Annotated in this window: 7 protein-coding genes; 2 read left to right on the top strand and 5 right to left on the bottom strand. The window is 74.8% G+C overall.

Annotated elements, in window-relative coordinates:
• Positions 1-83: 83 nt before the first annotated feature.
• Positions 84-677: a TetR/AcrR family transcriptional regulator gene (locus tag LQ51_RS23740; protein WP_082159609.1), complete on the bottom strand. Its 594-nt coding sequence runs from the start codon at positions 675-677 to the stop codon at positions 84-86.
• Positions 678-1,018: 341 nt separating this feature from the next.
• On the opposite strand from LQ51_RS23740, the gene LQ51_RS23735 reads away from it, so the two are divergent.
• On the top strand, positions 1,019-2,482 hold the full coding sequence (locus tag LQ51_RS23735; RefSeq protein ID WP_046569292.1) for an MFS transporter: 1,464 nt from the start codon (positions 1,019-1,021) through the stop codon (positions 2,480-2,482).
• 52 nt (positions 2,483-2,534) lie between these two features.
• On the opposite strand, the gene LQ51_RS23730 is transcribed toward LQ51_RS23735, so the two are convergent.
• The 3 genes from LQ51_RS23730 to gltB form a co-directional block, all read right to left on the bottom strand.
• On the bottom strand, positions 2,535-4,133 hold the full coding sequence (locus LQ51_RS23730; protein ID WP_082159608.1) for an MFS transporter: 1,599 nt from the start codon (positions 4,131-4,133) through the stop codon (positions 2,535-2,537).
• A gap of 235 nt (positions 4,134-4,368) precedes the next feature.
• Positions 4,369-5,877, bottom strand: coding sequence for a glutamate synthase subunit beta (locus tag LQ51_RS23725; protein WP_046569290.1), 1,509 nt, complete (start codon positions 5,875-5,877; stop codon positions 4,369-4,371).
• The gene (gene gltB, locus LQ51_RS23720) at positions 5,870-10,534 is read right to left on the bottom strand and encodes a glutamate synthase large subunit (RefSeq protein ID WP_046569288.1); all 4,665 of its coding nucleotides are present in this window, start codon (positions 10,532-10,534) and stop codon (positions 5,870-5,872) included. The genes LQ51_RS23725 and gltB overlap by 8 nt, the downstream gene beginning before the upstream one ends.
• Before the next feature lie 145 nt (positions 10,535-10,679).
• Here gltB and LQ51_RS23715 point away from each other — a divergent pair, with 145 nt between their 5' ends.
• A complete protein-coding gene (locus LQ51_RS23715) occupies positions 10,680-11,525 on the top strand; it encodes a GNAT family N-acetyltransferase (RefSeq protein WP_046569287.1) in 846 nt (281 codons plus the stop codon).
• A 10-nt stretch (positions 11,526-11,535) separates the two neighbouring features.
• Here LQ51_RS23715 and LQ51_RS23710 read toward each other — a convergent pair whose 3' ends face one another.
• The gene (locus tag LQ51_RS23710) at positions 11,536-12,723 is read right to left on the bottom strand and encodes an FAD-dependent oxidoreductase (RefSeq protein ID WP_046569285.1); all 1,188 of its coding nucleotides are present in this window, start codon (positions 12,721-12,723) and stop codon (positions 11,536-11,538) included.
• Positions 12,724-12,843: the final 120 nt, after the last annotated feature.

The following is a 12,843-nucleotide window of genomic DNA, read 5'->3' as shown; positions in this document are numbered from 1 at the left end:
TACGCTCCATTGTCCGCGCGGGCGCAACGCCGGCAGGCCGTGACGGTCCAGACTGGAGGGTGGGGGCGAAGGGGCGGCCGGGGTCAGCGGGGGGCGGCGGGGTGGCGCAGCCCGTCCAGGGCGATGGCCAGCACCCGGTCGCGCTGGGCCGGCTCCGGGAACTGGTACGCCATGATCCCGCTGACCAGCCGGACCACGTCGTCGAAGCTGGCGTCCGGCCGGGCCGCCCCGGCCTGCTGGGCGCGGCGCAGCAGCGGCTCGCCCGCGGCGTAGATCTCGGTGCGGCAGCTGCGGAACACCTCGGAGTCGTGGACCAGCTCCTCGGCGAGGGCCCGCTTGGTGCCGACGTAGGCGACGAACCGGTGCAGCCAGCCGACCAGGGCGTCCCACGGCGACAGGTCCGCCAGGTCGGCGGCGGAGGCGCTGAGCGCGCGGACCTCCTCGACGTAGACCGCCTCGAACAGGTCCCGCCGGGTCGGGAAGTTGCGGTAGAGGGTGCCGATGCCGACCCCGGCGCGCCGGGCGATCTCCTCCAGCGACGCGCCGACGCCGCAGTCGCCGAAGACCTGCCGGGCGGCGGCGATCAGGGCGTCGTAGTTGCGCCGGGCGTCGGCCCGCTTCGGGCGGCGCGCGAAGACCTCTCCGAGCCGGTCGGCGCTGGCCATGACGTACGTCACCCCTCTCCCCTTGCAACCGGAGGCACCCCTCCACTACGTTAGTGGAGGCACCCCTCCGGAACTGACCGGAGCCCTGCCTCCGGATAGCGTACCCCGGATTCCGGCCGGTCCCACCCGATGGACCCGGCGCACCAGACACCGGACCCAGGAGGTCCCACCATGCCCGTCATCCGCTGATCACCGGCGATCTCGGGCCGCCACCGTCGCCAGTTCGTCCACCACGCCCCACCCGGCGCGGCGGATCCGCGCGAGCGGCCCCGGCGGGCCGATCCGGCGGCACCCCGACGGGGAGCGCCGTCGCCCGCCAGACCCTTTCCTCGTACCCGAACGGGAGCTTTTCCGTGTCCGAAACCGCCCGGCGCGACTCGCGCCGGTTGACCTTCCTCGTCCTCGCCGCCGGCGCCGGCTTCTTCGCCATGCTCCAGTCGCTGATCACGCCGGTGCTGCCCACCATCCAGCACGACCTGCACACCTCCCAGAACACCGTGACCTGGGTGCTGACCGCGTACCTCCTCTCCGCCTCGATCTTCACCCCGGTCCTCGGCCGGGTCGGCGACATGGTCGGCAAGGAGCGGACGCTGGTCGTCTCCCTCGCCGCGCTGGCGTTGGGCTGCCTGCTGGCCGCCGTGGCGCCGAGCATCGGCGTGCTCATCGCCGCCCGGGTCGTGCAGGGCATCGGCGGCGCCGTCTTCCCGCTCTCCTTCGGCATCATCCGCGACGAGTTCCCCGCCGCCCGGGTCAGCTCGGCGGTCGCCGCGATCTCGGCGATCGTCGCCGCCGGTGGCGGCCTCGGGGTCGTCCTGGCCGGCCCGATCGTCGCCACCCTCGGATACCGCTGGCTGTTCTGGATCCCGATGGTCGTGGTCGGCCTCACCGCGCTCGCGGCCCACCGTTTCGTGCCGGAGTCGCCGGTCCGTACGCCCGGCCGGATCAACTGGCTCGGCACTCTGCTGCTCTCCGGCTGGCTGGTGGCACTGCTGCTGCCGATCAGCAAGGGCGCGGCGTGGGGCTGGACGTCGGGCCGGGTCACCGGCCTGCTGCTGCTCGCCGCCGTCATCCTGGTCGGCTGGCTGGTCACCGAGACCCGCTCGGCGAACCCGCTGATCGACATGCGGATGATGCGCCTGCCCGCCGTCTGGACGACCAACCTGGTCGCCCTGCTCTACGGCGCCTCGATGTTCTCCGTCTACGCCTTCCTGCCGCAGTTCGTGCAGATCCCGCCCAGCGCCGGGTACGGCTTCGGCGCCAGCGTCACCCAGGCCGGGCTGCTGATGCTGCCCATGCTGGTCGGCATGTTCGTCGCCGGGCTCGCCGCCGGCCGGCTGGCCAGCCGGTTCAGCGCCAAAGCCCAGCTGGCCACCGGGGCCGCGTTCAACGTGCTCGCCGCGGCCATGCTGACCGTCGCGCACGACACCCGCTGGGAGATCGGCGTGGCCGGCGCGCTGGTGGGAATCGGCATCGGCCTGGCGTTCGCCTCGATGGCCAACCTGATCGTGGCCAACGTGCCGGCCGGCCAGACCGGCGTGGCGACGGGCATGAACGCCAACATCCGCACCATCGGCGGCGCGCTCGGCGCGGCGGTGGCCAGCAGCGTGATCACGGCGCACCCGCAGGCCGGCGGCCTGCCCCGGGAGGCCGGCTTCACCACCGGCTTCCTGCTGCTCACCGGCATCTCACTGGCCGCCGCGCTGGCCGCCCTGGCCGTCCCCGCCACCCGCCGGCCGACCCCGACCCGGCACGCCGAACCAACCACCCCACCCACCGGGCCCGGCCACGCGCACAACCTCGCCGCGGCCACCTCCTGACCCCTCCCACCCCACGGCGCCGCCCCCCATCACGTGGGCACCCGCGGGAGCCTCAGGCGTGCGGGCAGCCCTCGTGGTGCGGGGCCCCCCGGGCGGCGCCCGTCAGCCGGGAGCGGCGCGGCGCCCGATGAGGCGCGCAGGCCGCGCAGTCCTGGGCCGCACGGGCGGCCCGACGCGACCGGAACCGGCCGGTGCCGGGGCGGGCCACCGGGGACGGGCCGCGTCCGGCCAGCGACGACGGACCGGCCAGCGGTACGGCGGCGGCCACTGGCAGCACGCCGGACAACCCTGCCGGCCCGGGCCCGGACACGCGGCGCGCGGCGGCGAAACCGATCCGCGCCGGACGGACCACCCGGGCGGCCCTGGAGGCGACCCGGCCTACCGGACGGCGTACCGCGGGGGCGGCCAGCACCAGGGCGAGCCGGTGCCCCAGCCGGCGTTCCCGCAGCCGGTCCAGCGTGACCCCGGCGACCGCGGTGGCCACCGCGGTGATGGTGCCGGCCAGTACCAGGGTCTGCCGGGGGCCGGCGTGCTCGGAGAGCCAGCCGAGCAGGGGCGCGCCCACGGCGGCGGAGACGGAGCCGGTGACCGCGACGGCAGCCAGCACCCGGCCCCGCATGAGGTAGTCGGTGTCGAGCTGGGCCCGGGTGCCGACCGTGGTGTCGATGATCACGGCGGCGGCCGCCACCGGCAGGATCACGGCGGCGAAACTGACCGTGCCCGGCACCAGGCCGGCGACGATCTGCAGGGTGCTGGCCAGCAGGCCGGCCCCGACCAGGATGCCGTAGCCCAGCTCACGGCGGCGGGCGGCGAGCAGCGCGCCGACCACCGTGCCGACGGCGAAGACCGTGGACAGCAGGCCGTAGCCGGAGGCGCCGGCGCGCAGCGGGCCCTCGCTCATCGCCGCCATGGTCACCTGGTAGTTGCGGCCCAGGCTGCCGAGCACGAACGACAGCCCCAACGCGACCAGCACCACCGGCTGGCCGAGCAGGTAGCGGAAGCCGGCCCGGATGCCGCCGTCCGCCCGGTCCGGGCCGGTCGCCGCCGGCCCGCCGGGGTGCCGCTCCCCCTCCCGTACGGCGAACAGGGCGACGACGACCGCGACGAAGCTGGCGGCGTTGCTCGCGAAGAGCAGCGCCGGCCCGACGGCCGCCACCACGACGGCGCCCAGGCTCATGCCGAGGATCCGGCCCGCGGAGTTGGTGAGCGAACCGAGCGCCAGGGCATTGCCCAGGCTCTCCCGGTCCACCAGGGTCGAGGACCAGCGGCCCGACACCGGCCCCTCGATCGCCGAGACCGCCCCGGTGACCAGGGAGATCACGTAGATCGCCGGCAACCCGCCGGCACCGGTCACGGCGACCACGGCCAGCCCGGCCGCGAGGGCCGCGTGGGTCGCCTGGGCGGCGATCAGCAGCGGCTTGGCCGGCACCCGGTCGGCCAGCGCGCCGCCCCAGACGGAGAGCACCAGGGTGGGCAGCGCCTGGAGCAGGACGGTGAGCCCCATGGAGGTCGCCGACCCGGTGGCCGACATGACGTACCAGTTGACGCCCAGCACCTGCATCCAGGTCCCGATGACCGACACGAAGCCGGCACCGGCCCAGATCCGGTAGTTGCGGTGGCGCAGCGCGGCGAACGTGGCGCCGAGGGCCATGAGGATTTCCCGTCCAGGAGATGACACGACGAAGCCGGACCCGCACGGGTCCGGCCAGCGCACAAGTCTGGCGAGGGTCAAACCTCTTGACGACAGTTGGTGAGAGGGTTCACCGGCAGGGCCGGGCGTCGGGAACGGGCCGGCACGAACCGGACCCGGCCGGCCGACCCGAACCAGCCGGACGCGGCAGCGCGGCCCGGACCTCGGGTGCCGGTCCGGGCCGCGCTGCCGCTCGTCAGTGGGCCGCGAGCGGCTGCCGCGCCGGGTCGACCGGAGCGGGCAGGCGCCCCGTCCCACCCAGGTACGCGTGGATGGCCGCCGCGGCGGCCCGCCCCTCGGCGATCGCCCAGACGATCAGCGACGCGCCCTTGTGCATGTCGCCGGCGACGAAGACGCCGTCGGCGCCGGTCTGCCAGTCGGGTCGGGCGTCGACCGCGCCCCGCGCGTTGCGGCTCACCCCGAGCTGGGCCAGCAGCGGCTGCTCCTCGGTGCCCTCGAAGCCGATCGCCAACAGCACCAGGTCGGCCGGCAGCTCCCGCTCGGAGCCGGGCAGCACCGTGACGATCCGCCGGCCGTCGACCTTCTCCACCGTCACCTCGGCGATCCGGACCGCCCGGACCTGGCCGGTGCCGTCGTCGACGAACTCCTGCACCGCCACGGCGAAGACCCGCTCGCCGCCCTCCTCGTGCGCCGGATAGTTGCGCAGCACCCACGGCCAGGTCGGCCACGGGTCGCGGGTGCCGTCCCGCTCGGCCGGCGGCTCCGGGTAGAGATCCAGCTGGTGCACACCGGCCGCGCCCTGCCGGTGCGCCACGCCCAGGCAGTCCGCCGCGGTGTCGCCGCCGCCGATGATCACGACGTGCTTGCCGGCCGCGTCGATCGGGGTGCCGTCCGGCAGGGTGGCCAGCGCCGGCCGGCCCGCCCCGGCCGCCGCGACCACCCGGTTGGCCGCCACCAGGTGCGCCATGGCCTGGTGTACGCCGCGCAGCGCCCGCCCCGGGGTCGCCGGGGTGTCCCGGCCCTGCAGCGCGCCGCAGGCGAGCAGCACCGCGTCGTGCTCGGCGCGCAGCTGATCGGCGGTCACGTCCACGCCGACGTTCACCCCGGTCCGGAAGCGCACCCCCTCGGCGGCGAGCTGCGCCAGCCGCCGGTCGACGTGCTGCTTCTCCAGCTTGAAGTCGGGGATGCCGTACCGGAGCAGGCCGCCGAGGGCGTCGTCGCGCTCGTACACCGTGACGGTGTGCCCGGCACGGGCCAACTGCTGCGCGGCGGCCAGCCCGGCGGGGCCGGAACCGACCACGGCGACGGACCGTCCGGTGGCGACCGGCGCCGGCCGGGGCCGCAGCCCGCCACCGGCCACCGCCGCGTCGGCGATCTCCACCTCGACCTGCTTGATGGTGACCGGCTGCTGGCCGCCGAGACCGAGCACGCACGCCGCCTCGCAGGGCGCCGGGCAGAGCCGGCCGGTGAACTCGGGGAAGTTGTTGGTGGCGTGCAGCGACTCCACCGCCGCGTCCCAGTTGCCCGTACGGACCAGGTCGTTCCAGTCCGGGATGCGGTTGCCCAGCGGGCAGCCGTCGTGGCAGAACGGGACGCCGCAGTCCATGCAGCGGGTGGCCTGCTCGCGGATCAGCTCCTCGCCCGCCGGCGGGTACACCTCCCGCCAGTCCATGATCCGCACCGGCACCGGCCGGCGCGCGGGCAGCCGCCGGTCGTAGCGCAGGAAACCGTTCGGGTCAGGCACGAGCCACCTCCTGGGCGGCCGTCCGCGGGGCGGGCGGCACCGGCGCGGCCGAGGGTGCCGTGAGGGCACTCATCACCGCGTCGTCGACGTCGTGGCCGGCGGCTTCGGCGGCCCGCATGATCTCCAGCACCCGGCGGTAGTCCCGGGGCACCACGGCGGTGAACTCCTCCACCGCCTCCGGCCAGCGCTTGAGCAGCGCCTCGGCGACCGCCGAGTCGGTCTCGGCGAAGTGCCGCTGGACCAGCTCGTGCAGGCGGTCCCGCTCCTCGTCGCGCAGCGGCGACAGGTCGACCAGCTCGGTGTTGACCAGGCTGCGGTCCAGGTCGTGCACGAAGGCGGTCCCCCCGGACATGCCGGCGGCGAAGTTACGGCCGGTCGGGCCGAGCACCACCACCGCGCCGCCGGTCATGTACTCGCAGCCGTGGTCGCCGACGCCCTCGACGACGGCCGACGCGCCGGAGTTGCGCACCGCGAACCGCTCACCGACCCGACCCCGCAGGAACACCTCGCCGCCGGTCGCCCCGTACAGGATGGTGTTGCCGGCGATGATCTGGTCCTCGGCCCGCTCCCCCGGACCGGCCGCGTGATCGACGAACGGCGCGGCGGCGGCCGGACGCACCACGAGCCGGCCGCCGGAGAGGCCCTTGCCCACGTAGTCGTTGGCGTCGCCGTGCAGGCGCAGGGTCACCCCGCGCGGCAGGAACGCGCCGAACGACTGGCCGGCGGTGCCGCGCAGCAGGAACTCGATGGTGTCGTCGGGCAGGCCCGTCCCGCCGAACCGGCGGGTCACCTCGCCGCCGAGCATCGCCCCGACGCTGCGGTGCTCGTTGCGCACCGCCACCTCCACCCGGACCGGGGTGCCGTCCCGCAGCGCCGGCTTGGCCAGGGCGATGAGCTGGTTGTCCAGGGCGGCCTCCAGGCCGTGGTCCTGGGCCCGGATGCCGCGCCGGGCCGCGCCCTCGGGCAGCTCGGGCAGGTGCAGCACCCGGCTCAGGTCGAGACCGTGGCCCTTCCAGTGGTCGATCGCGCCGGTCACGTCGAGCAGCTCGGTGTGCCCGATCGCCTCCTCGATGCTGCGGAAGCCCAGCTCGGCCAGGTAGCCGCGGACCTCCTCGGCGAGGAAGAGGAAGAAGTTCTCCACGAACTCCGGCTTGCCGGTGAAGCGCTCGCGCAGCACCGGGTTCTGGGTGGCGATGCCGACCGGGCAGGTGTCCAGGTGGCAGACCCGCATCATCACGCAGCCCTCGACGATCAGCGGGGCGGTGGCGAAACCGAACTCCTCGGCGCCGAGCAGCGCCGCGATCAGCACGTCCCGGCCGGTCTTGAGCTGCCCGTCGACCTGCACGGTGACCCGGTCGCGCAGCTTGTTCAGCAGCAGCGTCTGCTGCGCCTCGGCCAGGCCCAGCTCCCAGGGGGTGCCGGCGTGCTTGAGCGAGTTGAGCGGGGACGCGCCGGTGCCGCCGTCGTGCCCGGAGATCAGGATGACGTCGGCCTTGAGCTTGGCCACGCCGGCCGCGACCGTGCCCACGCCGACCTCGCTGACCAGCTTGACGTGCACCCGGGCGGCCGGGTTGACGCACTTGAGGTCGTGCACGAGCTGGGCCAGGTCCTCGATGGAGTAGATGTCGTGGTGCGGCGGCGGGGAGATCAGGCCGACGCCCGGGGTGGCGTGCCGGGTCCGGGCGATCCACGGCCAGACCTTGTTGCCGGGCAGCTGGCCGCCCTCGCCGGGCTTGGCGCCCTGGGCCATCTTGATCTGGAGGTCGTCGGCGTTGACCAGGTATTCGCTGGTCACGCCGAACCGGCCGCTGGCGATCTGCTTGACCGCCGAGCGGCGCCGCGGGTCGTACAGCCGGTCGACGTCCTCGCCGCCCTCGCCGGTGTTGGACTTGCCACCGAGGCGGTTCATCGCGATGGCCAGGGTCTCGTGCGCCTCCGCCGAGATCGACCCGTACGACATGGCGCCGGTGGCGAACCGCTTGACGATCTCGGCGGCCGGCTCCACCTCGTCCAGCGGCACCGGCGGGCGTACGCCGGTGCGCAGGGTGAACAGGCCGCGCAGCGAGCCGGCCCGGGCGGCCAGCTCGTCGACCTTGGCGGTGTACCGCCGGAAGACGTCGTACTGCCGGCTGCGGGTGGCGTGCTGGAGCAGGAAGACCGTCTCCGGGTTGAACAGGTGCAGCTCGCCCTCGCGGCGCCACTGGTACTCGCCGCCGACGTCCAGCCGGTCGGTGACCTGCCCGCCGGGGGCCGGCCAGGCCAGCGCGTGCCGGGCGGCCACCTCGGCGTGGATCTCGGCCAGCCCGATCCCGCCGATCGTGCTCGGGGTGCCCCGGAAGTAGCGCTCGACCAGCCGGGTGTCCAGGCCGACCGCCTCGAAGACCTGCGCGCCGCAGTACGACGAGACCGTCGAGATGCCCATCTTGGACATGATCTTCAGGACGCCCTTGCCGAGCGCCTTGACGTAATTGCGGACCGCCTTCACCCGGTCGACGCCGGCCAGCACGCCGGTGGAGATCATGTCCTCGACCGACTCGAAGGCCAGGTACGGGTTGACCGCCGCGGCGCCGTACCCGATCAGCACGGCCGCGTGGTGCACCTCGCGGCAGTCGCCGGACTCGACGATCAGCGCCACCTGGGTCCGCGTCTGCTCCCGGACGAGGTGCTGGTGGACCGCGGCGGTGAGCAGCAGCGACGGGATCGGGGCGAGGTCGCCGTTGGAGTCCCGGTCGGAGAGGACCAGGATGCGTACGCCGTCCTCGATCGCCTCCGAGACGTGCCGGCAGATCTCGGTGAGCCGGGCCTTGATCCCGGCGCCGCCGTCACGGATCCGGTAGAGCCCGGAGACCCGGACCGCCTTGAAGCCGGGCAGGTCGCCGTCCTCGTCGATGGAGAGGATCTTCGCCAGCTCGTCGTTGTCGATCACCGGGTAGGGCAGCACGATCTGCCGGCAGCTCGCCGGGCCCGGGTCGAGCAGGTTGCCCTCCGGCCCGATGGTGGACGCCAGGCTGGTCACCAGCTCCTCCCGGATGGCGTCCAGCGGCGGGTTGGTGACCTGCGCGAAGAGCTGATGGAAGTAGTCGTAGAGCAGCCTCGGCCGGGTGGACAGCGGGGCGATCGGGGTGTCGGTGCCCATCGAGCCGATCGGCTCCGCGCCGGTGCGGGCCATCGGGGCGAGCAGGATCTTCAGCTCCTCCTCGGTGTAGCCGAAGGTCTGCTGCCGGCGGCGCACCGAGTCGTGGGTGTAGACGATGTGCTCGCGCGGCGGCAGCTCGTCCAGTTCGATCAGGCCCGCGTGCAGCCACTCGTCGTACGGCCGGGCGGCGGCCAGCTCGGCCTTGATCTCGTCGTCGGAGACGATCCGCCCGTTGACCGTGTCGACCAGGAACATCCGGCCCGGCTGGAGGCGGCCCTTGGCCACCACGGCGGCCGGGTCGAGGTCGAGCACGCCCGCCTCGCTGCCGAGCACCACCAGGCCGTCGGCGGTACGCCACCAGCGGCCCGGGCGCAGCCCGTTGCGGTCCAGCACCGCGCCGACGATCTCGCCGTCGGTGAAGGCGACCGAGGCGGGGCCGTCCCACGGCTCCATCAGGCTGGCGTGGAACCGGTAGAAGGAGCGCTTGTCGGCGCGCATCTGCGGGTCGTTCTCCCACGCCTCGGGGATCATCATGAGCACCGCGTGCGGCAGGCTCCGCCCGGCCAGGTGCAGCAGCTCGAGGACCTCGTCGAAGTTGGCGGAGTCGGAGGCGCCCGGGGTGCAGACCGGGAACACCCGGCGGATGTTGCCGGGCAGGTTGGGGCTGCGCAGCAGCGCCTCGCGGGCCTGCATCCAGTTCCGGTTGCCGCGGATCGTGTTGATCTCGCCGTTGTGCGCGATGAACCGGTACGGGTGGGCCAGCGGCCAGGACGGGAAGGTGTTGGTGGAGAACCGCGAGTGCACCAGCGCGATGGCGCTGACCACCCGCTCGTCGGTCAGCTCCGGGTAGAACTCGGGGAGCTGGTCGGGGGTGAGCATGCCCTTCCAGACCATGGTCCGCCCGGACAGCGACGGGAAGTACGCCGGCACGCCCCGCTCGGCGGTCTCCCGCTCGACCTGCTTGCGCAGGCAGAACGCCACCCGGTCCAGGTCGAGCCCGGTCAGCGGCGAGCCGGCCGGGCCGGCCGGCGAGTCGGTGAGCCGGTGCGCGGCCAGGAAGAGCTGCCGGACCCGGGGCAGCACCGCGAGGGCGGTCTCGCCGAGCCCGGCCGGATTGGTGGGCACCTCCCGCCAGCCGAGCACGTCGGCCCCCTCGACCAGCGCGTACTTCTCCACCACCCGGCGGGCGCGCGCCTCGGCGGCGTCGTCGTCGGGAAGGAAGACCAGACCGGTGGCGTACTGCCCGGCGGGCGGCAGGGGGAAGTCGACGACCGCGCGGAGGAAGCCGTCCGGCACCTGGATCATGATCCCGGCGCCGTCACCGGTGTTGTGCTCCGCGCCACGGGCGCCCCGGTGGTCCAACCGGCAGAGCGCCCCGAGGCCGTTCGCGACGACCTCGTGCGACCGGCGTCCGTGCAGGTCGGCCACGAACGCGACACCGCAGGCGTCGTGCTCGTACGCGGGGTCGTAGAGCCCGGCCTGCGGGGCCGACTGCGGGCTGTGAGGGTACGGAAAGGCCACCGGGCCTCCTGTCGTCACTCAGGTTGGATCATGATCGGGACGACGTCGGCCCTCTGGGGATTATTGAGTCTACGTTAGGGCGTCGGGCACAAGGCCAGTTCAGATTGATCACACTTCCAGTATCTGGGACATGTAGTCTCGCGCGGTGGATGTCGTACGCGCTGACGTGCTCGACCGGTTGGAGCGGTTCTACGACGCGGTGCCCCGGGATGCGGCCCGTGCGGAGGAATACGGCCCGCTGGTGCTCTTCGTCCGGGACGGCGACGGTTGGCCGTTCTATGCCCGGCCCCGGCGGGACGCCACCGAGCCGCCGTCGCTCGCCGACGTGACCGCGGTCCGGGCCCGGCAGCGGGAGTTGGGCCTGCCGGAGGCGTTCGAGTGGGTGCACGAGGTCACCCCGGACCTGCTCGCGGTGGCCCGCTCGGCCGGGCTGTCGGTGCTGGAGGCGCCGCTGATGGTGCTCGACCCGGCGAACCTGCCCGATCCGGCGACGCTCAGCGACGTACCGGTGCGGGTCCTCGATCCGGCGGCGCCCGGTTTCCCGGCCGACGTGGCGGTCCGTCGGGCCGTCGCGGCGGTGGGTTTCGCCAACGGCGGCACCACGCGCGGCGACGCCGGACCGGCCGACCGGGACGCCGCGATCGCCCGTCTCGACGTGGCCGCGCTGGAGGAGGAGGCCGTCCGGATCGGCGACGGCCGACGCATCTCGGTGCTCGCCGAGGCCCCGGAGCAGGGGGCGCTGGCCAGCGGGATGGCGATGCGGGTCGACGACGTCGCCGAGATCGCCGGGGTGGCCACCCTGCCGGCCGCCCGCCGGCGCGGCCTGGGCGCGGCGGTCACCGCCACCCTCGCCCACCGGCTCCGCGCGGCCGGCACCGACCTGGTCTTCCTCTCCGCGGGCAGCGAGGAGATCGCCCGGGTCTATCTGCGGGTCGGTTTCCGCCGGGTGGGCACCGCCTGCATCGCCGAGCCGGCCGCCGTGCTCGTCTGAGCCCGCCGGGTCAGGCGGGTGGCTGCCAGGAGGCCGCGGCGGAGGCGGCGGTGCTGCGCAGCCGAGGGCTGATCGTGCCGAGCGCGGCGTCGCGGGCCCGCAGCGCCAGCCGGCCCCGGGCCTGCAGCACCGCCGACATCCGGCGGGTCTGCCGGACCATGGTCGCCGCGCGGGGCCGGCGCAACCGGTCGTACGCGGTCACCGCGTCGGGGAGCCGGGATTCGCGCAGCAGCGAGGCGAGGGTGGCCGCGTCCTCGAAGGCGAGGCAGGCGCCCTGCCCGAGGTGCGGGGGCATGGCGTGCGCGGCGTCGCCGAGCAGCACCAACCCGCCCGGCCCGGCCGGGAAGCCGTACGCCCGGGGCAGCGGGCGCAGCTCGCGGATCTCCTGCTGCACCAGGTCCGCCGGGTCGGTGGCGTCGAGCAGCTCGGCGATGGGCGACGGCCAGTCCGCGTACCAGCGCTTGAGCAGGGCCAGCTGGGTCTCCGGCGGCTCCGGGCGGGGCGCGCCCGCCGCGGTGGCCACCCAGTAGACGCCGCCGCGGCTGGAGCCGCCGGCCGCGCCGCGCTCACCGAGGGAGGCCGCCACGAACCGGTAGCCGGCGCCGAGCACCTCCCCGCCGACCTGCTGCTCGGCGGCCAGCCGGGGCACCCGGTACCAGGGGATCACCGCCCGCCACGCGGCGCAGCCGGAGCTGACCACCTGCGCCTCGGGCGCCAGCCGGCGCCGGAGTTCGCTGTCCGTGCCGTCGGCGGCGACGACCAGGTCGGCCTCGACGGTGTGCCGCCCGTCACCGACCGCGGGGCGCTCGCCGGAGGCCGCGCGGACCGTCCGCACCGTCACTCCGGTCCGCAACTCCACCTGGTCGCCGAGCCCGGCGATGAGCGCGTCGTGCAGGTCCTCGCGGTGCACCACGACCGGCATCCGCTCGGCCGGGGCGGGGCGGGGCTGGACCAGCCAGTGCCCGTCGGGGCGGCGTACCCCGCCGTCGGGCAGCGGGGTGGCGATCGCGTCCAGGCCGGCACCGAGCCCGAGGGCCCGGAGCGCGCGTACCCCGTTGGGCCAGAGCACCACGGCGGTCGGTTCCGGGCGGACCCGGTCGGCGCGTTCGAGGAGGGTGACCCGCCAGCCGGAGCGGGCCAGCACGCCGGCGACCGCCAGCCCGCCGAGGCCGGCGCCGACCACCACCGCGCTACGCATCGTCGCCCCGCTCAGCTGTCCCGGTCGGTGGGGCGGGCGCCGCCGGCGCCGGCCCGTTCGCCGTCGCCCGGCATCGCCGGGCCGGCTCCGTCGTCGATCCGTTCGCCGTCGCCCGGCGGC

It is taken from the genome of Micromonospora sp. HK10, from assembly GCF_000982955.1.
In the GTDB taxonomy this organism is placed as follows: domain Bacteria; phylum Actinomycetota; class Actinomycetes; order Mycobacteriales; family Micromonosporaceae; genus Micromonospora.
This window is presented reverse-complemented; position numbering and strand designations above follow the sequence as displayed.